Source organism: uncultured Alistipes sp., assembly GCF_963931675.1.
Lineage (GTDB): Bacteria > Bacteroidota > Bacteroidia > Bacteroidales > Rikenellaceae > Alistipes.
This window is the reverse complement of the sequence record NZ_OZ007039.1, coordinates 1,997,461-2,021,477: the sequence shown is the minus strand read 5'-3', so window position 1 is coordinate 2,021,477 and position 24,017 is coordinate 1,997,461. Positions and strand designations below refer to the sequence as shown.

18 protein-coding genes and 1 tRNA gene are annotated in these 24,017 nt (G+C 52.5%); 9 read left to right on the top strand and 10 right to left on the bottom strand.

Annotated features, from left to right (window positions below; genetic code table 11):
• Positions 1–18 precede the first annotated feature (18 nt).
• The 6 genes from ABGT65_RS08645 to ABGT65_RS08620 all read left to right on the top strand — a co-directional run bounded on the left by ABGT65_RS08645 (position 19) and on the right by ABGT65_RS08620 (position 4,724).
• Positions 19–1,035: a PDDEXK nuclease domain-containing protein gene (locus ABGT65_RS08645; RefSeq protein WP_346701370.1), complete on the top strand. Its 1,017-nt coding sequence runs from the start codon at positions 19–21 to the stop codon at positions 1,033–1,035.
• A 4-nt stretch (positions 1,036–1,039) separates the two neighbouring features.
• Positions 1,040–2,005 carry a DUF6043 family protein gene (locus ABGT65_RS08640; RefSeq protein WP_346701368.1) on the top strand — a complete coding sequence of 322 codons (966 nt, stop codon included), beginning with the start codon at positions 1,040–1,042 and terminating at the stop codon, positions 2,003–2,005.
• 120 nt (positions 2,006–2,125) lie between these two features.
• On the top strand, positions 2,126–2,437 hold the full coding sequence (locus ABGT65_RS08635; protein ID WP_022308828.1) for an AlpA family transcriptional regulator: 312 nt from the start codon (positions 2,126–2,128) through the stop codon (positions 2,435–2,437).
• A gap of 132 nt (positions 2,438–2,569) precedes the next feature.
• Positions 2,570–2,923: a plasmid mobilization protein gene (gene mobC, locus ABGT65_RS08630; RefSeq protein ID WP_276764026.1), complete on the top strand. Its 354-nt coding sequence runs from the start codon at positions 2,570–2,572 to the stop codon at positions 2,921–2,923.
• Positions 2,913–3,989 carry a relaxase/mobilization nuclease domain-containing protein gene (locus ABGT65_RS08625; protein ID WP_346701365.1) on the top strand — a complete coding sequence of 359 codons (1,077 nt, stop codon included), beginning with the start codon at positions 2,913–2,915 and terminating at the stop codon, positions 3,987–3,989. Before mobC ends, ABGT65_RS08625 begins: the two co-directional genes overlap by 11 nt.
• Before the next feature lie 21 nt (positions 3,990–4,010).
• A complete protein-coding gene (locus tag ABGT65_RS08620) occupies positions 4,011–4,724 on the top strand; it encodes a hypothetical protein (protein WP_346701363.1) in 714 nt (237 codons plus the stop codon).
• Positions 4,725–4,890: 166 nt separating this feature from the next.
• Here ABGT65_RS08620 and ABGT65_RS08615 read toward each other — a convergent pair whose 3' ends face one another.
• From ABGT65_RS08615 to ABGT65_RS08585, 7 genes are all read right to left on the bottom strand, one after another.
• Positions 4,891–5,148, bottom strand: coding sequence for a hypothetical protein (locus ABGT65_RS08615; RefSeq protein WP_346701361.1), 258 nt, complete (start codon positions 5,146–5,148; stop codon positions 4,891–4,893).
• 1,199 nt (positions 5,149–6,347) lie between these two features.
• Positions 6,348–7,844 (bottom strand): BACON domain-containing protein, encoded by a 1,497-nt coding sequence (locus ABGT65_RS08610; RefSeq protein WP_346701359.1) that lies wholly within the window; start codon positions 7,842–7,844, stop codon positions 6,348–6,350.
• Positions 7,845–7,854: 10 nt separating this feature from the next.
• Complete coding sequence (locus tag ABGT65_RS08605) at positions 7,855–9,345, bottom strand: BT_3987 domain-containing protein (protein ID WP_346701358.1); 1,491 nt, start codon at positions 9,343–9,345, stop codon at positions 7,855–7,857.
• 29 nt (positions 9,346–9,374) lie between these two features.
• A complete protein-coding gene (locus ABGT65_RS08600; RefSeq protein ID WP_346701357.1) occupies positions 9,375–10,577 on the bottom strand; it encodes a DUF1735 and LamG domain-containing protein in 1,203 nt (400 codons plus the stop codon).
• Between the two features lie 8 nt (positions 10,578–10,585).
• A complete protein-coding gene (locus ABGT65_RS08595; RefSeq protein ID WP_346701355.1) occupies positions 10,586–11,710 on the bottom strand; it encodes a glycoside hydrolase family 18 in 1,125 nt (374 codons plus the stop codon).
• A 19-nt stretch (positions 11,711–11,729) separates the two neighbouring features.
• The gene (locus ABGT65_RS08590) at positions 11,730–13,328 is read right to left on the bottom strand and encodes a RagB/SusD family nutrient uptake outer membrane protein (protein WP_346701354.1); all 1,599 of its coding nucleotides are present in this window, start codon (positions 13,326–13,328) and stop codon (positions 11,730–11,732) included.
• 12 nt (positions 13,329–13,340) lie between these two features.
• Complete coding sequence (locus tag ABGT65_RS08585; protein WP_346701352.1) at positions 13,341–16,601, bottom strand: SusC/RagA family TonB-linked outer membrane protein; 3,261 nt, start codon at positions 16,599–16,601, stop codon at positions 13,341–13,343.
• Positions 16,602–16,784: 183 nt separating this feature from the next.
• Here ABGT65_RS08585 and ABGT65_RS08580 point away from each other — a divergent pair, with 183 nt between their 5' ends.
• Positions 16,785–17,888: an IS4-like element ISBf13 family transposase gene (locus tag ABGT65_RS08580; RefSeq protein WP_032528339.1), complete on the top strand. Its 1,104-nt coding sequence runs from the start codon at positions 16,785–16,787 to the stop codon at positions 17,886–17,888.
• A 225-nt stretch (positions 17,889–18,113) separates the two neighbouring features.
• Here the strand turns inward: ABGT65_RS08580 and ABGT65_RS08575 are convergent, their stop codons facing one another.
• On the bottom strand, positions 18,114–19,022 hold the full coding sequence (locus ABGT65_RS08575; RefSeq protein ID WP_346701351.1) for a FecR domain-containing protein: 909 nt from the start codon (positions 19,020–19,022) through the stop codon (positions 18,114–18,116).
• Positions 19,023–19,228: 206 nt separating this feature from the next.
• Here ABGT65_RS08575 and ABGT65_RS08570 point away from each other — a divergent pair, with 206 nt between their 5' ends.
• Positions 19,229–19,795, top strand: coding sequence for an RNA polymerase sigma-70 factor (locus ABGT65_RS08570; RefSeq protein WP_346701349.1), 567 nt, complete (start codon positions 19,229–19,231; stop codon positions 19,793–19,795).
• A 927-nt stretch (positions 19,796–20,722) separates the two neighbouring features.
• On the opposite strand, the gene ABGT65_RS08565 is transcribed toward ABGT65_RS08570, so the two are convergent.
• Both ABGT65_RS08565 and uvrC read right to left on the bottom strand, forming a co-directional pair.
• Positions 20,723–20,806: transfer RNA gene (locus tag ABGT65_RS08565), tRNA-Leu, on the bottom strand.
• 286 nt (positions 20,807–21,092) lie between these two features.
• On the bottom strand, positions 21,093–22,922 hold the full coding sequence (uvrC, locus tag ABGT65_RS08560) for an excinuclease ABC subunit UvrC (protein WP_346701347.1): 1,830 nt from the start codon (positions 22,920–22,922) through the stop codon (positions 21,093–21,095).
• A gap of 118 nt (positions 22,923–23,040) precedes the next feature.
• Between uvrC and ABGT65_RS08555 the strand changes: the two genes are divergently transcribed.
• Entirely contained in the window at positions 23,041–24,009 is a 969-nt protein-coding gene (locus ABGT65_RS08555) for a hypothetical protein (protein WP_346701346.1), read from the top strand.
• The last annotated feature ends 8 nt before the right edge of the window (positions 24,010–24,017 follow it).

Below are 24,017 nucleotides of genomic sequence, written 5' to 3'. Positions count from 1 at the left end.
TATTCAACAGCGAGAACCATGAACGAACCGGCAATCTTCAAATTGGACGAACAATTTGTCTCCGACATCCGAAATATCATCATCACCGCACGAACGACTGCCATACGAAGTGTCGATTTCGAGCGTGTAAAAATGTACTGGAAACTGGGAGAACGCATCATGCTCGAAGAACAAGGCGGCAAAGAACGTGCTGAATATGGGACCAAACTACTGCAACACCTGGCAGACAACATGGAGGCAGAGTTCGGAAGTGGATTTTCCTATCGGCAACTGGCCTTTTGCCGTCAGTTCTACAACACATACCGAAATATGAACGCACTGCGTTCACAATTCAACTGGTATCAATACCGTCTTCTGATTCAAATAAGCGACAACGACAAACGGGAGTATTATGAACTGGAAACCGCCAATAATAATTGGACCGGACGTGAACTGGAACGGCAGATCAATTCCGGACTTTATGAGCGGTTGCTGTTGAGCAACGACAAGAAATCGGTATTGGAGGTGGCTCGCAAAGAACGTCAACCCGAATCTCCGACCGAGATCATCAAAGATCCCATGGTACTGGAATTTCTCGGATTGAAACCCGACGCAGCCTATTACGAAAAAGACCTGGAACGCGCCCTGATCACCAATCTGCAGGCTTTTTTGCTGGAATTAGGGAACGGGTTCTCATTCGTTGCCCGCCAAAAGAGGATACTGCTCGAAGATGATCAATTCTTCGCGGACCTGGTATTTTACAACCGGCTGCTCCGCTGCTTCGTTATCATTGAATTGAAGACACACAAGATCACACACGAAGACATCGGTCAGTTGCAAATGTATGTAAACTATTACGATCGGAACGAGAAGGCGCCCGATGAGAACCCGACAATTGGAATCCTGCTGTGCGCCGACAAGAACGATCTGCTGGTAAAATATACGCTGCCGGAAAACAACAATACGATTCTGGCAAGCAAATACCAGCTCTATCTGCCCACTGAAAAGCAACTTGCCGAGCAATTGAGAATCGAATTACAGGAATTTGATCAATAAAGCCATGGGCCAGGCGGAATACGAAGCCTTCAAGGCAAAGTTGCGGGAGTGGATGGAGGCCCATCCCGAGGAATATGCCGCATTCGAAGAGTCGATGAACACCCGGGACATGGCCGGGTGTCAGGCCGTATTGCTTCAGGCCATCGCCCTTATTCCGCAATATCGCAAGCTCGCGGCGGCCAAGGCCAACGAGGGGCTGTTCGACCATGTCGACGAGATCGAACAGGCCGCCCAAGACAACGACCTCGCCCGCAAACTGATCGGAGAGTGTGAGCAGCCGGTCGCCGGATCGCCGGTTCCGGCAATGCTCTGTTGGCTCTACTTCGGAAAGAGCTTCGAACGCATGGTGGAGCATTGTGAAGAGTTGCGCCGATCTCCCGACCTGGGTTACTTCCAGAAGATCACCATGAGCGCCACGATCCGATTGCTGATAGCCCGTTCCATCAAACTGGGGCTTCGGACTCGGGAGGAGTGGAAAGCCCACCGCGAAGCCATGCGCCTGGCCGAAAGCGATCAGGTGCTGGATTGGGCCATGGAGGAGTCGTCGGACGACAGGAACGGCTCAAAACGCAAGCCGGGGCGTCCGGGAACCACCCGCTCTCTGACGGAGATGTTCGCCCCGACGGTATCCCGTCCCGAGGAGTTGCGACGTAAGATCGGGACGTATCTCCTCACCCGGCATACACAAACCGATATTGCCCGACTGAAGATCGCCCTCGAAGAGTTGCGTTATCTGACGCTCCCGATTCCGATCAAGCCGTTCCGCGACGCACTGCAGGAGGAATACGGCCGAGAGATTCGCATCGTCCACGAACGCGGCATTCAGGAGGCATACAGCCGGCTGACCGAACCGCTGCTTGCCGGAAAAGCGGTCCGGGATCGAGGTCCCGAAGCCGTCGCCATTCGTGAAATCAAGGATTTTCTATCCGAAACGAACTCGTTTAATTCGTCCGAACCTGCCGCGAATTAAACGCTTAAAGATCGTTCAATCACGTTATTATATTTGCGCCGTCACTCGGATATCCGGGCGACGGCGTCGCTTTTTGTTCCGCCGGAAAGCGCCGTCCCATCCGTGCGGAAACAGCAACTTATGAAAGACTTATTATCCATCCTCCGCGAAGCGCCCGGAAGCATTCGTCTGGAGGTAAGCGGCGAGGATCTGCTGGCCTTCTCCAGCAATCTGATCAATCGCGCCAAAGAGGAGTTGGCCACCCAGGTCGCCGAAGCTCGCAAGGTACGCTTCCTGACCAAGGAGCAGGTCAAGGAGCTGTGCGGCGTATGCGATGCGACGCTCTGGCATTGGAACCGGAAAGGGTATCTGAAGGCCGTCAAGATCGGCAACAAGATCCGATATCGCACATCGGATATTCAACGGATTCTCGGTGAGCGGGAGAGCAAATAGTCGATTGAGAATGCCGGGGAGATCCCCGAGCATTCGAATAGCAGAGGTAACAGAGGCAAGTTTGTGTTTTTGTCAGCCAAAAACCGGCCGCAAGGCCCTATCCCGATGGTCTCAACTCAAAAATTCCAATCCATGAATACACCGAAGAAAGGGGGCCGTCCGCCTTTGGGACGTGCCCGAAAACAGGAGTACCGCATTACCCTGCGGTGCAATACGGCCTGCAACTTCAAGCTCCGCGCCCTGGCCCGTGCGGCAGGTATTCCGCGCACCGAGGTGCTGCGGCAACTGATTCTCAACGGCTCGGTCCGCGAGCGGCTGCGGAGTGAACACCTCGAATGGCTCGCCCAGCTCAAGGGGCTTGCCCGCAATCTGAACCAGCTGACCCGGCTGGCCCACACCCAAGGATTCGCCGCCGTCGCCGCGCGCCATGCGACGCTTCAGGCCGAGCTGGTGCGGATGATCGAAGCCCTGCGCCGTGATCGGTAAGGTCATTTCGGGAGGATCGTTCGGCGGCACGGTCGGCTATGCGATGAAGGAGCAGTCGCGCGTGCTGGAGGCTCGGGGTGTCGAGCCACCCGGTGTGCGGGAGATGGTCGAGGATTTCGAGGATCAGGCGCGCCTCAATCCCCGCTTGAAGCAGAACGTCGGACATATCTCCCTGTCGTTTTCGCCGGAGGATGCCCCGAAGCTCACCGACGAACGAATGACACAAATTGCCCGGGAGTACATGCAGAAGATGGGTATCACCGATACGCAATACCTGTTGGTGCGGCACCTCGACCAGCCCCATCCTCATTGCCACCTGGTATACAATCGCGTAGGTGATCACGGGCAGACCATTTCCGACCGCAACATCAAGCTCCGCAATGCGAAGGTGTGCCGCGAGCTGACCGAACGCTTCGGGCTGCATTTGGCTCCGGGCAAGGAGGCCGTTCGGCGAGAACGGCTTCGTGAGCCCGACCGGACCCGGTACGAGATTTACGATGCGATTCGGCAGGAGCTTCCCCGTTGTCGCAACTGGAACGAATTGCGGGACCGGTTGAAGCGGCATGGCATCGAGACGATCTTCAAACGAAAAGGGGCGCAGGGTATCATTGAAGGAGTAAAGTTCGCCCGTAATGGCTTTGTGTTTTCTGGTTCGAAGGTCGATCGGGCCTTCAGTTTCTCGAAGCTGGATCGCCACTTCGGCCAGGCACAGCAGCGGCATACGACCCTGATGTCAGGACTCAAGGCGGCAGTCGGGAGTTTCCGGGCTGCTTTTGCAGGTCTGTTCGGCGGCGGGCGTCCCTTCACCGCAGCGGGAGGCGGTGGAGGAGGCGGTAGCCATGGCGCAGGATCGGTGTCGCTCGGCAGTGCCGGGTCGATTCCGCTGCCGCCGTTCGACTCGCCATTTGCCCTTTCACCCGAGATGATGCAGCGGCGTGAGGGCGAAAGCCCCGAGGAGCATATTGCCCGCATCACGGCGCTGATCAACAAGGCGGCCGAGGCGATGGCCGTAGCCTTGATGGAGCGCAAGCGTCGCATGGAGGCACGCTCCCGCAAAATCGGATAACAACCTAAAACACAAAAGACAATGAAAGAGAACACCCTGGAGCTCTCCTTTGAGATGTACGAAGAATTGAAGGAGACCCTTATCAAAACGCTCCGCACGGAGTTGGCCGAAGCACGATCACAACCGACGGCGGCCATTGATACGGACGCAATCAAGCGATTGCAGATTCGGATTCTGCAACTGGAGCAGACGCAGACAAGGGTAAGCGAGGCACAGCAGGAACGGGACCATCGGATCGAGCAGCGGCTGCAAGCAATCTCCGAGCGGCAGGAGCAGATTCGAGAAGGCCTCGGAACGCAGATCGCGGAGATCGACGATAAAGTGACCGGGATGGAGATTCCCGAGGAACTGCCGCCGCGGATGGTGCAGCACCGCTTTTCGTTCTCTCTGGACGCAACTCGCAACTTCTGGCTCTTCATGTCGATGTTCATCGTGATCGTCGTACTATCTGTCGGACTCTATTTAGACTGGCGGCCCGACCGCAGCCGGTATGACAACGATCTGAAGTATCGTTATGTGCTGATGAAGGGTGAGGCGTCGCCGAAACGGCTGTCGGAGTTGGAGAAGCTATTCGAGACTGAGCGGGATCAGCGACGTATTGATTCGATGCGAAGGGATGTCGAGAAGTACGAACGGCTGGTTCGCAAAAGAGCGGCTCTCGACGAGCAGGCGCGGCTGAAGGCCCAGGAGGCTGAACAACTCAAACGTGACGCCGCGAAGTTAAAGAACAAGTAGTCCTTCCCTTTCTGACGCAAAGATAAGCCGCCGGACGGACAACGCAAGGTCAGGATGAGTTGTCACAGGCAAACCCTGCGCAAAGTTCCTCCGGCGGCTTTGGCTTGTCGCTACCAAACGGGAAAGGCAGAAAGTAAATTAAAGCTACGGAATAATTAGATTCACTTCAATTTTTTTCAGTATTAAATCCATTCTTTAGTAACATAAAGGACACATCGTTTCGACTTGATGCCAGTTCATAAATATCTTCGAAAGAATATAATTCTATCCTAATATCTATTTTATTCCGGGGATTATCATCTCTAGAAAAATTATCATCGTAATAATATGAATTTGAAAGGAATAGAATAGGCTTATATTCACCCTTTTCATCAAACTTTTGAATAATACCCATGGAACGCTTTATCTCCAAAGCAGGTACCATCCACGTTTTTCTTCCAGAAACTGCGCCAGAGAGAGCGAATAAAGCCCGGTGTGCTCAAAAACACAGCAGAAGATCCGACAAGGCCAGATTCGTCCGTCTGCTTCTGGATCTATCGTTCCAACTGTTGAAACCCCAATCGTTCATTCTTAAATTGCTTGTGAACTTTTACGTTTAGGATGAAGACGTCCAAGGTGTGTTTTGAGACGTCAATACCTACGAAATCTTTAAATTTCATAATAGTTAAAGATTTAATTAATAACAGGTGGCTCGCTACAGAAGCCGTTAAAAGACCAGAAGTCTAAAATCCTAACAGATACCTGGCATCCGGAAAAGCGACTGCGGGGACAAATGTTACCCGAAGGCTTGAAAACCTGGCTAGTTGTTAGGTTCACCCCGCAGTCGCTTTATAAAAATATCAAATGAGGAAGTCTGATCCAAGTTGGAACAAAACACATTTGCGTTACGCAAATTAATGGCAAGTTGTATTTTCCGTTACGTGAAATATTTTCCGTAACGCAAAACAACTTGCCCGCAAGGGGAAGGAAAGCGCCTCCGAAGTCGTCGCTTTTTACCGGGTATGAATAAAATGCTTAATGGATGGTGACCTTATTGAAAGCGTATTTATACATGATTCCCGGATTTAACAGGCCGCTTCAACTCTTCAAAAAAAATCATTCTACCAAACTTGACGTGTATTTACTCCCTTCTCACACTCAATTCTACGAAATTACGCCCAACTATGATTAGATAATGAAGGAGTTTTTCCGCAGAAAGAACGCTCTTCAGATTATTCAAATTGAAGAAAAAATACATGCATTGGTTACCTGTCTGCGTACAAATATCCGCTTATTCGAAGTGCTTTTCCCTTGGAAACGCGAATCAATATTTTTGGCTCTGCCAATTCATCTTTTCAGTAATGGATCAATAAGTATCTAAACAAAGGAGTTCGTTTATTGCGTAGACTCATATAAATGTTCGTGAGAAAGTGAAAAAAAATAAGATCAACCCGCTATGGCGGGTTGATCTGAAAACAAAGATTGCTATATTTAATTTACATATCTGAAAGATCTGTAGTTCCTTTCTCAGACACGCTTTTTGAAACACCTCCTAATAAGGGTAGATTACATAACCCAACAATCTAACAGCCCCCAGTCACCTGTATCGGGATTGCGCAGCTACGGGGTTATATGATCTACGGATTACTTGTATTCAACAGACTCGGCATTCGTCGTCAGATCGATCTGAGTGCCTTCGAGTACTTTTGGCAAGATCAGGGTTTTCAAATTAGCGCGGTCGCACTCTATGACTTTAAGCGACGGACAACCAGATAGATCGACGGTCGTGATCTCGTCGTAGGAGCGAGAACACGAAGAGTAGAACTCCTCGAGGGCGTCGCCGCTGACGGTCAACGTCTCGAAATCGACATAGTCGTAACGGCTGTTCAGCACTGCGAGCTGGAGGATCGGGTTGGCACCCAGCACGATGGTTTGGCAGTATGTGCAACCATCGATGCTCAGTTCCTGGACCTTGGTCAGAGCCGAGATATCGAACAATTCCATATAGTTACCCGAAACATTCATCGTTGTCAGCTCCGTGAAATAGGCGAGCCCTGTGAAGTCGGAGATATCCTCGTATGACAGGTCGAACTCGGTTTCCGCTGCACCCTCTTCACTAACAGTGTACATTTCCTCTCCCACCTCTTCGATGTAGCCGTATTTCTTCAGGAACTTCAGGAACTTCGAATCGGGAATCTCCACAATAAGCATATTCGGATCCTTTTGCGAAACAGTAAATGAGGTATGGGACTGCCATGTGTCCCCATCAAGGTAGACTTCACCTTTGGCGCTACGAGTTTTCTCCGATGCAGCGACATGGAACGTCAACATCTCCGTGCGCAATCCTTTCTGCTCCGAGACGAGGCTTCGGTCCATCGTTATCCAATCGCATTTCTCGCCGAACGACACTTCGTAGTCGAGATTGGTGCGGACCTCGACCGTAAAGTCATGGGCTTCGAGATCTTCATAAGCGTATTTCTCCGCCGCATTCCATTCGAAGAACGAAGGCTTGTCCTGCGCGACGGATACTTCGAAGCGCTTGTCCAAACCGGAGATGACAATCTGCGCCCGTCGTGCGAGATAGGTGCTGTTCTCCGCTATGGCGAAGTTCAGCGCAGTCGAACCGAACGATTGCGATTTCCCGTTATACTCGATCCACGGCATATCCTCGGGATCGGCGTTTTCATAGACGATTTCGCATTGCAGATCGTCAATATTCGAATTGAGCCGCAGACAGAGCGACGATGCGCTTGTAGAAAATTGGTACTCTGTGTCGGACAGCATCTCCAATACGAAAACGGGGTCGGAAACGATCTTGAAAGGAACGACCGTAGCTCCTGCGAAAAACTTGAACGTAGCCTCACGACGTGCTCCCGTTTCGTTGGCGTCGACGGTGAAGACTACCTTATCGCCGCTGTTGCCTGCGACCGCAGAGGGCCGTGCCCACGGACAATCGCCCGCAATGCGCCATACGGCAGAACTCGTCACCGAGACCTCGACCTCGGCTCCATCGGGGCCGACGGGCACGGATTCGGCCGATAATTCGAGAGTTTCCGCCACCGACGTCTCGACCTGGTCATCGTCGGAGCAACCGCTCATCACGCATGCAAGCGCGACGAAAGCCAAAAATATCTTTTTCATGCTTACTCTTCTATTTTAATTCCGAAATAGGATAACGCTCCGTACTGTTGGTCTTGTAATTCAGTTTGTAATAGTACGTCGGTTCAGGAAGTGTCTTGCCGTAAAGATTCTTGCAGATACGCTGACAAATTTCGATATTGTTCAGTTTGCCGGCATCCGTACTGATTTTCTTGTAGTAATTTCTCGGCTGCATGGCAAAGAACATATAATAACCGTAATCTTTGCTGCACGACAATTCACCGTGCCCCTGCTGCATCTCGAACGACATTCCGGCGCAATCTTTCTTGGTCATGCCCGACGCGGGTTTTGCCGCCAAACCGTAGTCGGCAACGGCATAATCGAGGAAGTCGCCCACCTTTACGCCATCGATATCGGGCATGCTGGAACCGATGCGGCCCAGATAGTAGACCATTACGATCTTATCGGGCATGGCAGCCTTGACCTCGTAAAGCATACGGGCAGCCGCATAGCTCGACTTCGGAGCCATCAGCGGACTCGAAAGGTCGGGATCCGTTGAATATTCGTCGTCAAATCCCGCGCCGTCGAGGTTGTAAGCCTTGATATAGGATGCCAATTCGGCGGCGAACTGCCGGGCTCCGAGGTCGGAACATTGGGCCAATCCGGCCGCATCATGATTGCCCAATACGCTCAGGATAACTTTTATACCGTGACGACGCAACGGTTGAATCAGCTCTTCGTTATGCTCCAGCAGATACTTCGTTTCATCGTTCAGATGCAGATAGATCCGGTCGTTGTCCTTATCGTAATTGATATTGGCCGAGAAGAGCACCACGTGATCGATGAACAAGCACCCGTCCTCGGTCACGAACTCCAATGCATTCAACGGATTCATATCCTTCGTATCGAAATAGGCGACGGTCTTGATTGCATCCTCGCCCTTGAACGGGTAGAGTCCCTCATAGGGATCGTCGGTGACATATCCGTCGGGCAGATTGCGCAGATTCTTCACCAAATAGACCAGACGCCCCGTAGATTCGTTCCACGAGATGCCCTCGGTCAGGCATACGGCTTTAATCGGCAGCAGGTAGGTGACGCCGCCCTCCAGTTCGTCGCTCGCATCGATGCGGACATCGATATTTGCGGAACGCACTTCATCGGGAGCCAGCAATAACGTACCGTCACGGCCGATCGCCACCTTATCCTCCGGATAAAGCGCATATTCGGTTTTATGGGCGGCATTATACTTCGCCACATACTCGGCATCTATTTCGAGCCGGACATCCACGCCTTTGGCGGGTAGTTTCGTGAGCGAAAAATAGGCCTGAGTCTCGACGGCATCGCCTCGCAACTCAATGACTTTCGTCGTACGGTTGGTCGTCGCATCGAGCAGCATGCCCTCGATGCACGCTGCCGAAGCGTAAGTATTTTCGTTGACGACGTACCCGCTTTCGATATCATCGGCGCAAGCTGCAAGCGCCAAGCCTGCAAGCGGCAATACGAGGCGGCGCAGCGTGCGATTCAATTTATCAATCGTATTCATTGTTTTTCGGTTTCGCTGTTAAACTTGTTTTATTTTCCGGTATCGGGCAGCATTACGTCGTACCATTTGATGGTATTCACAACGTACATGTCGTTGCCGTTGATCGTATGATCGGCAATAGAGTTCGAAGCCCGATCGTCCTCGTCGAATTTCCAATAAGAAACCAGACCTTCAGCATTGGCATCTACTGAATAGAAGTGGTCGGGAGCATTGATCTCCTCTGCCGTAAGCGCCCGATTCCAAATACGCACTTCCGAAATCTTGCCATCGAAACAACGCTTCGAATCGTAAGAGTAGCCCACCCAGAAGAAGCGTTCGCCGATACCGTCCTCGTTCACATCGCCGACATTGTGCTTTACGCCCAGATCCACAGAACTCATCGAAACCGCTCCGGAAAATTTTTCTTCGCCGTCGAGATAGACCTTGATGCTGCCGTCGTCAAACGTTACAGCCAGATGATACCAGCGGTTAGTTTCGATTTGCAGATCCGAATTGGTTCGGTTACCGTATTGGGTGGCGATCTGAATCTGGTTCGCGGGTACGCCGGCATCTCCAAGGCGAATGAGGAAATGGTCTTCAATTCCCATAATTGTGGAAATCATCTTGTCGAGTTTGTTGGCATTAATCAGCGCTTCGAGAGTCATCTGTTTCATTCCGTTCGCCACATCGGCATTGCCATTCCACGTGGGTGAAGCATATGCCGAGTCAGCCAAATCAGCCACTACATTGACAAGGGCGGCCCCCTTGAATACGAAATAGAGAGTACGAGCGCTTCCCAGAATTTCCATACCGCTGGCCGATAGAATCGTCACAGGCAAAACGTAACGTTTTTCGCGGTCGAGCAGGTTCGTATCGCGGAATTTTACGGTTACGGGAATACTCGTCACACTGCCGGCCGGAATGTGCGTCTGCGAATTCTCGATCTGATAGAACTCCTCGCCGAGCAGTTCAGCAACGGTATCGTAATATGCCATGCGGTACTGATCGAGCAGTTCGGGCGCAACTCCGATCTCGGCTTTAACATCTTCGGCCACGGGCGAAGGTATTCCCACGATAATGTTGCGCGAGTAATCCGACGCCTCATTTTTGATCAGCATCTCATCGGTAAAGGCAGCAGCCGAAATATAGAGTTTGTTATCGAAATGGTGTTCGCTCGGATCTTCGTTCTTGCAGCCAACGAAAGCCGTAGCGACGAAGACCGTAAGTGCGAACAAAAATATGTACTGTTTCATGGTGCTTGTCAGTTTTTAGGCGAGGGATTCATAATCGAAATGGCTTCACGAATGTTCTTATATACCAGCGAAATGTTGAAATAGTCGTTCTGTGCGTCGGCCACACAGACTCCGGTTTTTGCATATCCGGCCGGAATCAATGTCCACTGCGCAGCACCTTTGATTGCGCGCAACCGCGACTTGCCGTCGGTGTCCAATGCGGAGAAGTAGCCCCTGTTGTCGGACGGGTCGCTTGGCGATACGGTCGATACGGTCACGATAAAGCGGTCGGTCGGAACACCCGTCACTGCTGCCAACTCAACCGTAAGCGACAATTCGTCGCCGGAGGTAGCATCGAGGGCCGGAAGGATAACGTAGTCGCACTGCGCAAGGATGCCCTTATCTGCCAGATACTGCGGCTTGCCGCAGAAAGAGAGCGACTTGCCGGCGTGCGTTCCATACCAGGCGCCGACCGTTCCGAAGAATGCCTCCTGACGGGCTATGTAGCGCGCCTGCACGTCGTCCGCCATGCCGGAATAGTTCTTGCCGGTACATGCGACAATGACGCCGTCGAATCCGTAGCGGTCGCAATATGCCAATTGTAATGCGGTTTGCTCACGGCAGAAATCGAGGAAACGCTGCTCCAGGACTACTGCCGGGTCAGGCTGGGGTTCTTCGTCTTCATCACCTTCGCCTTCATCGGGCATTTCGGGAGTCTCGGGCTCCTCGGGTCGGTTATTCTCCTCCTCTTCGAGGATTTGCGCCCAACGGGCCTCCAGCGCATCGTAATCAATCGTATAGAGGACGCGCGTACCCTTTTCACGCACCAGCGACATCTCCGCCACGAGCGTAGGATGTACGTCGGCCGGATTTTTCAATACGATATAGTCCACACTGTCAGGCAATGTCTTGATGTGTTCGCTCCGCTGGCTGGGAGCCGTCGACGGATTGTCGACGGATACGAAAACAATCTTGTGGTCGCGAGCCTTGTAATCGCGCAGCGCCTGCATGTACTGCGCATAGAGTTCGGGATTCTGCTCCTCCAGCGTTGGACGGTGAATATCAAGACTCTCGGTCTCTGTCCATTCGTTGCACGCCACGAATGCAAAAAGCATTACGACCGGAAAGAAAAATTGGATGATATTCGATTTCATGATGCTTTAAGGTTTACGGTTATCGGATTGACGGGTTGCAGTCCCACCACAGCCGGGTTGCCATATTGTCTTTGCCACCGAGCAGCGTCGTGACGGCATAAAGGACGTTTTCGTTGTTGGTGGTATATTCGTCGCTCGGATAGGGCATACGGCGCGCCCCCAATTGCGAATCAACGACACCGAGACTCTTGTTGCCGTCGTCCGTAGCGGGAATCAGGTGCGGATACCCCGTGCGGCGGTAATCGGCCCACGCCTCGTTGCCGATTCCCCAGTTGGCGATCCATTTCTGAATGAGGATGCGCTCCTGTTTTTCGTCGACGGATGCCGCGTCATTCCAAGCTACGGTGACGGACGAAAGTGTCTCTGCATAGGAGTTCGTGCCTGCCGGATCAACATAGACTTGAGGTACGCGCTCGGAATCGGCCAAATAGTCATCGACGCCCGATACGCCCCACTGCTCAAATGACAATCGAACACCTTCGTTATATAGTTCCTCGGCAGTTGAAGGACCCATATCGAATCCGAAGACAGCTTTTGCTTCTGCTTTGAGGAAAGCCACTTCGGCGGCATTCATCCATACGATGGGAGATGCGATACCGACGTTGACTCCGGAATATTTGAATCCGACGCTCGTCGGCGGGATAACAATACCGCGGCGAATCCCGACATAGGGTTGCCCCTCCCACTCCGACGCAATGAAGTATTTCGCGCATCGCGGATCTGCATAACCGGCCATGTAGGCGGTGATATCGGCCGCCACATGCGTATCGCCACCCGTAGTGCTGCCCTCACTGTTGTAGTTGACAGCCACCCAGATCGGATTGCCGTTCGCACCGAACGAGGTCAGCTGCGCATTGTCGGCATTCGAAAGGATGACACCCACTTCGCTCTTCACGGCCTCCTCGGCCATCTGGCGAGCCTTGTCGGGCGCCGCGTAGACGATACGCATGGCCAGACGCAGTTTGAGCGAGTTGGCCAGTCGGCACCACCGCTCGGGATTGCCGCCGTAGATGTAATCGGCCTTGGGCGAAATGGCCTCGTTGCGGTGCGCGGTCAGCACCTCGATCGCATGGTTGAGCTCTTCGAAAAAGGCATCGTAGACCTCCTCCTGCGAATCGTAGGGCACCTGAATCTGACCGTTTTCACCGATCTTCGAGTAGGGAATCGGACCATAGGTATCCGTCACGCGGTGCATGGCCATGACCTTTATCACGTCGGCGATGGCCAGCACGATCGGGTCGTCGGTCACCTTCTTCAGCTGGCGCAGGTTCGAATAGAGCGTCGGAATGATCTCCTTGCTGCGCAAGAAGACGTTGGTCCAGTCGTCCATCGGGTTGTAGTTGGCGATGGTGTTCGCCCAGTTTTGCTTGGTAGGAGCGTAGTAGCCTCCGACCGTACCGCCCAGCAGCACGTCGGTGAATTGCGCCGTGTTGACGTCGGTCGAAACGACCGTGCCGGCCAGCGATGTGAGAGTCGAACCGAGAATATAGCCGTCGGTCTGCATGTCCTCTTCTGAAGGCTCGTAAGGATGGGTGTTGATGTCGAGGTAGTTGTCCGTGCAAGCGGTTCCTACGAGCACGATCACCGCTACGGCAGTTTTCAATATGTTGGTTTTCATGGTCGTCGCTGGTTAGAATTTGAGTCGGAGGTTGAAGCCGAAGTTACGCATCGAGGGCATCATGAAGTAGTCGATTCCCTGATAGTAGTTTCCGGTCGTCGCAATCGATTCGGGATCGAACGGCGCCTTGTTGTAGATCATCCACAGGTTGCGGCCTACCAGCGACAGCGTGATTTCGCACACGTTGCGCGTCAGCTTCTTGGGAATCGTGTAACCGATGGATGCCTCCTGCAAACGGACGTTGGTGGCCGAATAGGTATAGTATTGCGGAACGGAATTGCCGCCGCCCACTGCGGTATACCACTTGTTGGCATTCACGAGGTCGTCGCCGTTGATCATCACGCCGCCCCGGTCACGGGCTGCAGCCGTAGCCTCGGATACGCCGTAGTTGTCCAGCATGGCCTGCGTCCGCGAGAACACCACGCCGCCCAGACGGGCCGAAACTATGAATCCGAAGTTGAAGTTGCCCCAGCGGAAGTCGTTGCGCCAGGCCATATTCGCGTCGGGCAGCACGCTGCCGAGTTTGATGTAGCTGTTCACGTCGGCGATCGGTTCGGTAGCGATCTCGCCCTTTTCGCTGGTGTAAATATCGCCGTTGCTGTCGCGTTTCAGATCGACGCGCGAATAGAAATCGCCCAGCGTACCGCCCTTGCGCAGGATGAAGCGGGCATCGCCCAGACCGCCCATGTCAAGTTGGTCGACCGAAAAGTGTTCGCCGGTTTCGGGGTTGACCACATCGTCGGCCAGCGAGAGAATCTTGTTGCGGTTGACCGAGAGGGTGTAGTTGGTATCCCACGAGAACTTGCCCCATGTATTGTTATAGCCCAAAGCCAGCTCGATACCGCGGTTGCGCACGTCGCCCGACTGAATGGTCAGCGACGAGGATCCCGAACCGGTCGAAATCGTAGGTTCGAATGTCTGGTCCGACGTTTTCGTATCGTAGTAGGAAACGTCGAGGTTGAAGTGACGCAGGAAGCGCATCGTAAGACCAATCTCGAACGACTTCGTTCGCTCGGGTTTGAGGTTGTAGACCGGGAAGCGAGTCTGCGAGCTCCAGTTCAGCCCGCTTTTGCTCCAGGTGAACTGCGGATTGGCCAGGTAGCGCTCGAAAGCGACACCGACCGAAGCGTACGAGCCGCGGATCTTGACGTACGACAGATTCTCGGGCATGTTCGGGATGATCTGCGACAACACCACCGACAGACCCACCGACGGATAGAAGAACGAGGTCTTGGTCGAGTGGGGGCCCGCCAGCTGCGAAGGCCAGTCGTTGCGGCCGGTCAAGGTCAGAAAGTAGGTGTTTTTATACCCGATTTCGGCCGAAGCGAAGACCGATTGCGTCTGTTCACGCCAGCCGTCCTGCAACCGCTCGGTCTTGGAGGTATTGCTCAAATTCTGAATATTGAAGACGTTAGCGAGCATCTGCTTCTCGTCCGTGATTTCGCCGTCGGGGATCGGACCGCGGTTCTTCATGGCATCATAACGCATATCCGAGATCGAGGCTCCGATATTGGCCTGCAACGTCCAGTTGTCACCGAACGACTTATTGATATTCACCAACACATCTCCGTAGACCTGGCGGTCTTCAGTCTTTGTAATACCATATAGGCCGTTCTTTGATCCTTCGGTCAGCTGCGTGATGGTCGAGGCATAGAACTTTTCGGTATAGGTAGTATTGCTGTTATCGATTCGGATGCGGCCCGAAACATTAAGCCAATCGAGAATGTCGTAGGAGAGCGACGCATTGAGCATGTAACGGTCCTTGCGGTTCTCTCGCAGGTTGCGATAGTTGATCCAATAGGGATTCTGCATTGCCAATCCAGCATCGCCTACGGGCCAGTATTGGGTATGCAGACGACGAGCGGCATCGTAGCGCTCGTACATTTCTATATTGGCCCAGTCGTTGCCGCGAGGAAAAAGGTAAGCGCCGACCAGCGGGTTGTTGTAGAGACCCTGATTGGTCATGTTGCGGTCTTTCTGAATGACGTAGCTGGCACCGACGTCCAACTTGAGTTTGTCATCGAGAAACGACGTTGTATTGCGGAACGTGAAGTTGTAGCGATCGTAGGTGTTGTTGGGAATCACTCCGCGCGAGTTCACCGTAGCCGCGGAGAGATAGGTCTGGTTTTTCTCCGTGCCAGTCGAGAACGAAACGCTTTCCGTGCCGGTTACGCCTGTCTGGAAATAATCCTTGCGCGGGTCGTAGCCATATTTGTTGGCCGCATTGAGCCGATGCCCCCAACTCTGTACGGTCGAACCTTCGCTCAAATAGATGTTGCCCGTTCCGTAGCGGTTCTGGAACTCGGGCAGGATGAAAGGCGACGACACTTCGGTATTGCTCGATACGGTGATGGACGTATGTCCCGCCTTGCCTTGCTTGGTCGTTACGACGATGGCGCCGTTGGCGGCATCCGAACCGTAAAGAGCCGCAGCGGCCGCACCGTTCAGCACCGACATCGACTCGATATCCTCGGGGTTGATATCGGCGATAGGGTCGGTCGTACCCTGCGAGCCAAATTCCATACTGCCGTCGCGCGCCGTCGTATACATAGGTATACCGTCGATGACGTAGAGCGCATTGGACGACTGGGTAATCGACTTCTGTCCGCGCATAACCACTTTCGAGGCACTTCCCACACCGCCGGCCGAAGCGTTGATCGTCAGACCGGCCACCTTTCCGGCCAGCGAGTTGATGAAGTTGACGTCCTTGTTTGCGAGGATCGACTCGGAGTCGACCGACTGCACGTTGTAGGACAGCGCCTTTTCCGAACGCTTGATGCCGAGAGCCGTCACAACAATGGCGTCGACACTGACCGTATCCTCTTTCAGCGTGACATCGATGGAGGTGCGGTTGTTCACAGTTACCTCGACAGGGGTGTAACCGAGATAATTGACGATCAGAATCAGAGGTTCGGCCGATCGGGGCAGCTGCAATTTGTAGCTGCCGTCGACATTGGTGGTCGTACCGATCGTCGTACCTTTTACGATGATACTCGCGCCGATGATGGGCTGCTGCGAAACATCGGTTACGAATCCCGTAATCGTTGCGGGTGCCTTGTTCTCGGACTCTTTCTGTGACAGCAGAATTTGAAGATTGTCGATCTTGTAGGAAATATTCAGATCTTTGAATACGATATCCAGCACCTCGTCAATGCGCTTATTCCGGATATAGACGCTCACCTTCCGGGAGGTGTCCAAGTTCTTATAAAGAAACACATAATGCGACTGATTTTCAATCGCTTTCATTACTTGAGCCACGGTAGCGTCCTGCATATTAAGCGTGATACCACTATTCTGTGCTCTTACAACGGTAACGCTCAGACTTAAAAGCAGGATGAATTTTAGTAGATGACAAAATATAAATTATGTTGTTATATGCCTAATTATTAGTTGTTTATATTTGCAAAAGTCCCTAAGAATCAGTATCTTTAAAGAAAAGTTTGCCCGCTTTTTCGTATGAAGACAACTGACTTTAAGGACTTGGGCAAAGTTAACCAAATCCTTCCGATGATGCAAGAACATTTTGGGAAATCGATGAATCTGGCCCGCATAAAGTTTATGGCTTTCATGCTCCATGCCCTGTGTGTAGTACAGACCGTAAGCCTCCATAAACTCGCGGCGGCAATGCCAACCTCTGTTGAAAGGGACTCCAACCTTCGCCGCATTCAAAGATTCATAGCCAAGTACGCCCTCAACTTTGACCTTGTGGCGCAGATGATATACTCTCTGCTTCCCGTCAAGACAGGGCTGGTGCTGAGCATGGACCGTACAAACTGGAAGTTCGGTGATTTCAACATCAACATCCTCATGCTCGGCGTGGCATACAAGGGGATTGCATTCCCATTGATGTTCAGCCTTCTGCCTAAGAAAGGGAACTCCAATTGGAAGGAACGCAAGGCAATCGTTGAACGATTTGTCCGGCTGTTCGGCTCCGAATGCATCGACTCTCTTGTTGCCGACCGGGAGTTTGTCGGCAAGGATTGGATCGGTTGGCTCAACCGCAATCATATACGATATTATATCCGGATCCGGCAGAATTTCTGGCTTGTCAAGCCTTCCACAGGGGAAAGAATCCGTGCATGGTGGCTCTTCAATTCCCTGAAAGTGGGGCAGGAAAGATTTTATTACAAGCTTTTCCTGCACAAAGGTGAGTACGTTTATCTTGCCGGAAGCCGAATCAAGAACTCCGACGGTGTGCCTGAACTTCAGATCCTCATCTGCTTCAAACGCCCGGAAAAGGGTGTCGACACTTATAAAAGGCGATGGGAGATCGAGACCGCATTCCGGGCTATGAAATCCTCCGGATTCAATATCGAAGACACGCATTTGCGCGACACAGAGCGGATTGCAAGACTTCTGGCAATGGTTTGTATTGCTCTTGTATGGGCGTATCTCGTTGGGGAACATAAAGATGAAAACGTAAAGCCTATAAAGACATTGAAACATGGACGTAAAGCCAAATCTTTAGTAAAGTACGGCTTGGAGGAAATCTCCAACGTGCTTTTTCGACCAATTTATGTCCCGAAATTTGATGTATTCAAATTTTTGTCATGTACTTAGAGGATGAATACAAGTTCAAACAGTTTTCTTATTTTTTGGGAGAACGCTGTTTTATTCATACTTTTGTGAAAAAATTTGGTAATTAGATTCGTGTGATTAGCTAAAGACATCCGATCTTTTTACCGGGCCTGCGAACTTCCACTTCGCAGGCTTTTTTTGTCGGATGTCCGGAATTTTACGTTTCTGGATTCATCATAGGCAGTATGGATTAGGTTTATATTCGGATTATTTGATCGTTATCGTATTCTCCGCTTCATCTATCTCGTAATCGAAGTTCAACAAGGAGTGAAGCCACTTGAATGCATTGCCGACTCCAGCATTTATGCGGATCTTGCCGCCGATGCCGGCGGTCGAAGGCAAAGAGCTGCATTTGATGACTACCCGGACGGCAAATGCCTGTTCCATCTTCTCCATCAGTTCGGTGAACGACAGCCCCGTAATGTCGAGCTGTCCGTTCATCCAGCATGGAGCATCGTAATCGTCGAGCTTGGACGTGTATAAATAGTTTCCGATGAGATCGACCTTTTCATTCGGTCTCATGACGATATTCGCTTGGCTTGGGTCCAGCCGGTTCGAAATCCGCACCGAACCCTCCATCAAGGTTATCGAGAACCGATGGTGCGCTTCGTTCGCATCGACGCTGAATTTTGTACCGAGCACCCGGACATCGGAAGCGAAAGTCTCCACAATAAACGGATGAGACTTGTCGTGCGCGACTTCGAACATTGCTTCTCCGATCAATTTCACGTGCCGGACATCCTGTGCAAACATAATCGGATATTCGAGCCGGGACTCGGAGTTCATCCATACACGTGTTCCGTCGGCCAGCGTAAGTTCCATACGTTGTCCCGCAGGTACGTAAATGGAGTGGTGCTTATCGGATAATTCGCCGATCGAATATCTGTTTGCGAAGAATCCGGCCCCTACGGCAATCATGACTGCCGCAGCGATTTGCGCGGCCCAGCGACCGATTGTCCGCCACCTTACGAGCGGTCGCCGCTGAGTGGGCTGTATCTTGTCTCCGTAAAGTTTGACCGTATCGAACAAGAACCGGGCCGTATCCATCTCTTTCTGATTATTCGGGTCGGCAGAGAGCCACTCCGCAATTTGAGTCTCCTCTTCCGGTGTCGTCATCCCGCTCAGGTATTTATGCAAAATTTCCGTTTCCACTTCGTTTTATTTAAATAATGTTTATTACAAAACACATAAACAGGGAAGTCTTACAGCGAAAAAACGCTTTTTATATCAAATAAATTTATTTAAAAAATTACAAAATTTATTTATAAATTCAAATACAATACATGTGAACAAAAAAAACTATCTTTGCATAAAATTTCGATTTGCAGCGCAACGGCTCTATATTCAATCCCGAGGATTTCGGAAAATTCTTTTCCGAAAACAATACACGTCTCATCGACATCGCGTTCTCCTACGTGCGGGATATGGATGCGGCGCAGGATATCGTCATGGACTGTTTTGTCCGCATTTGGCAGCGAAGAGGGGAATTAGCGGACGAAACCAACATGCGCGGGTATGCCTACATGTGCGTACGCAACCGTTGCTTCTTATACTTGCGGCAGTTAAACAGCCACCGGCAACTTTCGCCCACCGACATACAACTCGTACAGTCTTCGATCAAGTCGTTGTCTCAGGACGATCTGTTCGACAAACTGCTCAGCAATGAAATTCTGGATATTTTCAGGACGGAACTAGACAAAATGCCGGCGCGTACACGCGAAATATTTCTCGCGAGCCGCATCGAACTTCTGACCTATGCAGAGATTGCTGAGCGGTACGATATTTCAGTGCGGAGGGTCACGTCAGAGATACAGTCCGCCCTGCAAATTCTGCGACACGCCCTAAAAGACTATCTGCCCTTGTGCCTGTTGTTTTTCTTCGGAAAATAGCCATTCGTCCAACAAGCTGCATCATTTACTACCTCGCTTTTTCTGTCTTTTCTAACTGTGCAGTTGTTCCTGTTGCCGCTCTTCGCAGGCTTGCATGTCGAATAGTACTAGAATCGACCGGTCAGGATTCAAACTGCTGCAGAATATTACCATCGAAAAGGAGATTAAAAAATACGATCAATCAATAGCCGAAATACATAGAGATACGGCCAACAGTAAAAAACAAATTGTTAGCTCGATAATATAACCAATCTTAAACAGGCATTCAATATGTTTGCCGAGGCTTCGATATTATTATTGCGGATTCCGTAAAAAAGGATTACTTTGAAATCGTGAAAATAAAGTGATCGAACTCTATTTTACAACTAACCTGTCAATTGCTTTTTTTACGATAATTTTCTTATATCGCTTGCAGTAAAACAATTTTCTCTACTCAAGATATACGAATTTTTACCTAATCGCACAACCATTTACACCTGAAAACGGAAAAGCAAGGACATCCAGCAGTCCCAGAACAGCATCGTATACATATATGAGGAGCAGCTAGTCGCAGCGTCCAGTCTGGATGCCGTAGCGCATAGTACCTGTAAGCGGCCTCAAACTGCTGTCTCTGAGGCTGGAGGCTCTTGAAGAGTATAAAGGGTTTCGACTGCTCAGATGGCGAACCGACAAATGTTGCCGAAAAACGACTAAAATTATTCGATTCTACCATTCGTCATTTTTGAGGCGATTTGATTCCTGCTCGAAGTAGAGGAGTAGATTTACCAATTTAACAAGGCTATTTTTGGCGAAGAATTACCTCGCCCAATAGCCTAGTCAAACATCTTTCACAACACATGTGGGGAAAATGCGGACAAAATGCGGACACGGAGGGCAAAACAAAAATCCCAAACAGCTGCCATACAACTGTCTGGGATTTTTTCCTCGTACCCGGAGCCGGGGTCGAACCGGCACGACATTGCTGTCATTGGTGTTTGAGACCAACGCGTCTACCGATTCCGCCATCCGGGCTGATTTCCGCGTCCAGACGCCGATCCTTCCGGTTTCAGGACTTTCAAAGCCTTTCCGCTTCAAAACCTCTCTGCCTCAAAATCTCTCCGCATCAAAGTCTCTCCACTTCAAAACTCTCCGCTTCAGAACCTTTTCCATGGCCCCCAAAGCACTCCCACCGGATCGTATCCACGCCCCTCGCGGCGAATCGGGTGGACAAAGATAGAAAAAATTCCCCGTTTGCAAGCATTTTTCCCGAATTATTTTCAAAACCGCACCCCCGGACTTCACCGAAACTCCGGCGGAATCACTTCGCCCCCTCGAAATAGCCCCGCACCTTGCGCGCCTTCGCCGGGCCGATCAGCGCCGACAGCTCCTCCCAGTTCGCAGCACGCACCTTCTCCACCGTCCGGAAATGACGCAACAGCGTCTCGATCGTCTTCGCACCAATCCCTTCAATCCCTTCCAGCTCACTGTGGATAAAAGCCTTGCTCCGTTTCTGGCGGTGGAACGAAATGGCAAACCGGTGCACCTCCTCTTGAACACCCGTCAGAAAGTGGAACACCGGAGAGGTGGGCCGTACCCCCACCAACAGCGGCGGATAACCGCAATAGAGTTCCGCCGTGCGGTGGCGGTCATCCTTGGCCAGCCCGGCAATCGGAATGTCGAGGCCCAGGGCCTCCAGCACCTCGTGGATCACCCCCATCTGCCCCTTGCCGCCGTCGGCTATGACCAGATCGGGCAGCTCCGAGCCCTCGGCCTGCAGCCGACTGTATCGGCGATAGACCACCTCACGCATCGAGGCATAGTCGTCCGGGCCCTCCACCGTCTTGATGTTGAAGTGCCGGTACTCCTTGCGTGCGGGCTTCCCGTCGCGGAAAACCACGCACGAGGCAACCGGATGCGCCCCCTGCAGGTTCGAATTGTCGAAGCATTCGATGTGCCGCGGAGGACGGTCGAGCCGCAACTCCTTCTGCAGGGCGTTCATCAACCGTTCGGTATGACGTTCCGGATTCCGGATTTCGAGGTTCTTCAACTGCTCGGCCCGGTAGATCCGGGCACTCTTGCGCGAAAACTCCAGCAGATCGAGTTTCTCGCCCCGCTTGGGCACCGTGAAGGTCACGCCGTCGAACAGCAGCGTCGTCGACGGCAGAAACGGAACGATCACCTCCCGGGCCAGTTCGCCCCCCGCCACGTTCTCGACCATGTACTGGATCGCCAGCGTCAGCATGTCGCGCTCATCGTCCTCGATGCCCGTCGAAAGTTTCACGGTCTGCACGCCCACCACCGAACCGTGGCGGATCCGCACGAAGTTGCACCACGCCACATCGTCGTCCGGCAGCAGCGAAAAGACATCCACGTCGACGATCCGCGCACTCACGATCACCGATTTCCCGGCATAGTGGTCCAGCGCGTCGAGCCGCTGCTTGTAGCGCTGTGCCACCTCGAAGCGCAACTCCCCGGCCGCCCGCGACATCTCCCCTTCGAGGTACCGGCGCGCCGGACGCAGGTCCCCCTTGAGCACCGAAACCACCATTCCGACCAGCGTCGAATACTCCGCCTCGCTCTGCGCCCCGATGCAGGGGCCCTTGCAATTGCCCAGGTGGTACTGCAGGCAGACCGTATAGCGGCCCCGGGCGATCTGCTCCGGCGAGAGGTTGAGCTTGCACGTCCGCAGCGGGATCACCTCCCGGATGAACTCCAGCACGCTGTGCTGCATCATCACCGAACCGTAGGGCCCGAAATACTGCGAACCGTCGCGCAGCAGCTGCCGCGTCGACTGCACCCGCGGGAAGGGCTCCCGCCGCACGACAATCCACGGATAGGTCTTGTCGTCCTTCAACAGGATGTTGTAGCGCGGCTGAAGGTTCTTGATAAGCGAATTCTCCAGCAGCAGGGCGTCCGTTTCGCTCCCCACGACGATATGGCGGATCTCGGCGATCTGTTTCACCAGAACCCGGACCTTCGCACTGTGCTCCTTCGACTGCACGAAGTACGACGAAACCCGCTTGCGAAGGCTCTTGGCCTTGCCGACGTAGATGATCGTCCCCGTGCGGTCCACGAACTGGTAGACCCCCGGAGACAGCGGAAGCAGCGCAACCTGCTCCTTCAACGAATCTTTGACGCCTTCGCTCATACAGAATGCAAATGTAAAAAATATATCACGAAAATGAAACTTGACAAAAACGTCCGATTTATTGATTTATTCGTTCGAATCGCTTATCTTTGCAACGTCTGCAAACATTCCCACGCCTATGAAGAAATTATACGCTCTGATTCTGTGCGCCGCCTGCGCAACGGCCTGCGTCGACTCGGAGTACGATCTCTCGAAGATCAGTACCGACGATATAGCAATCGGTGACGAAAGTTCGCAATTCGAAGTCCCGCTCCTGAAGGTCTACATCAGCATGGACGAACTCACGGATGTCGACGGGGAGGCAATCGATACCGTCTTCGACGAAGCCGACATCTGGCTGCCGAACCAACTGCCCGACCAGGACGGAAACGGATATTTCGTATCCGTCCAGCGACTGGTGGAAGACGACCAATACGTCATCGGGGTGCTCTCCGCACTGCTCGGCCAGATGGCCTCCGACTCCGAAAAACTCGACCAGGTGGCTTCGCTCCTGCAGGAAAAATATTACACCGAATTCTCGTCGCTGCTCCCCGGCGTCTCCGCGGAAGAGTTCAAGGACGAATTCATCCGACAGTACACCGACAACGAACGGCTGCGTCAGCTCCTCAATGAAAAGATCGAGGAGTTGGCCCGCGGCTATCTGACGGGGCTCGAAGTCAGCCTCCCCGCACTCACCTACTCCGTCGACCGCATCGACCTCAGCGACGATGTCATCGACATGCTCGTCAAAAACCTCGACGGAAAAGAGGTCGCCGAACCCAAGAATACGCTCCACATGGCCGGAACCATCGACAACCGTCTGCCGGTCTCCATCACCGCCTCGCCGGTCTTCACCCCGACCGAAGTCTCCTTCACGGCCCAAATCGAGGCCAACCGCGACGGAAACGCCATGCCCGAAACCCGGCTCTTCGCCGAAGACCTGCAAACCATCGTCCGGGGCCTCACGATCGAGATCGCCGTGAACATCGACAAATACTATCCCGGCAAGGGTTTCGACCGCGGAACGGCAGGGGATGAGCAGACTCAACCTCAACTCACAATCAACCTCCACCTCATCAAACGCGGAGCGCTGAAGTTCGACATTTAAACCCGACA

What these genes read in the sequence shown, in the direction of transcription:
- ABGT65_RS08645 (WP_346701370.1), top strand. Translation starts at nt 19, where the DNA reads ATGAACGAACCGGCAATCTTCAAATTGGACGAACAATTTGTCTCCGAC.
- ABGT65_RS08640 (WP_346701368.1), top strand. Translation starts at nt 1,040, where the DNA reads ATGGGCCAGGCGGAATACGAAGCCTTCAAGGCAAAGTTGCGGGAGTGG.
- ABGT65_RS08635 (WP_022308828.1), top strand. Translation starts at nt 2,126, where the DNA reads ATGAAAGACTTATTATCCATCCTCCGCGAAGCGCCCGGAAGCATTCGT.
- mobC (WP_276764026.1), top strand. Translation starts at nt 2,570, where the DNA reads ATGAATACACCGAAGAAAGGGGGCCGTCCGCCTTTGGGACGTGCCCGA.
- ABGT65_RS08620 (WP_346701363.1), top strand. Translation starts at nt 4,011, where the DNA reads ATGAAAGAGAACACCCTGGAGCTCTCCTTTGAGATGTACGAAGAATTG.
- ABGT65_RS08615 (WP_346701361.1), bottom strand. Translation starts at nt 5,148, where the DNA reads ATGGTACCTGCTTTGGAGATAAAGCGTTCCATGGGTATTATTCAAAAG.
- ABGT65_RS08610 (WP_346701359.1), bottom strand. Translation starts at nt 7,844, where the DNA reads ATGAAAAAGATATTTTTGGCTTTCGTCGCGCTTGCATGCGTGATGAGC.
- ABGT65_RS08605 (WP_346701358.1), bottom strand. Translation starts at nt 9,345, where the DNA reads ATGAATACGATTGATAAATTGAATCGCACGCTGCGCCGCCTCGTATTG.
- ABGT65_RS08600 (WP_346701357.1), bottom strand. Translation starts at nt 10,577, where the DNA reads ATGAAACAGTACATATTTTTGTTCGCACTTACGGTCTTCGTCGCTACG.
- ABGT65_RS08595 (WP_346701355.1), bottom strand. Translation starts at nt 11,710, where the DNA reads ATGAAATCGAATATCATCCAATTTTTCTTTCCGGTCGTAATGCTTTTT.
- ABGT65_RS08590 (WP_346701354.1), bottom strand. Translation starts at nt 13,328, where the DNA reads ATGAAAACCAACATATTGAAAACTGCCGTAGCGGTGATCGTGCTCGTA.
- ABGT65_RS08585 (WP_346701352.1), bottom strand. Translation starts at nt 16,601, where the DNA reads ATGCAGGACGCTACCGTGGCTCAAGTAATGAAAGCGATTGAAAATCAG.
- ABGT65_RS08580 (WP_032528339.1), top strand. Translation starts at nt 16,785, where the DNA reads ATGAAGACAACTGACTTTAAGGACTTGGGCAAAGTTAACCAAATCCTT.
- ABGT65_RS08575 (WP_346701351.1), bottom strand. Translation starts at nt 19,022, where the DNA reads ATGACGACACCGGAAGAGGAGACTCAAATTGCGGAGTGGCTCTCTGCC.
- uvrC (WP_346701347.1), bottom strand. Translation starts at nt 22,922, where the DNA reads ATGAGCGAAGGCGTCAAAGATTCGTTGAAGGAGCAGGTTGCGCTGCTT.
- ABGT65_RS08555 (WP_346701346.1), top strand. Translation starts at nt 23,041, where the DNA reads ATGAAGAAATTATACGCTCTGATTCTGTGCGCCGCCTGCGCAACGGCC.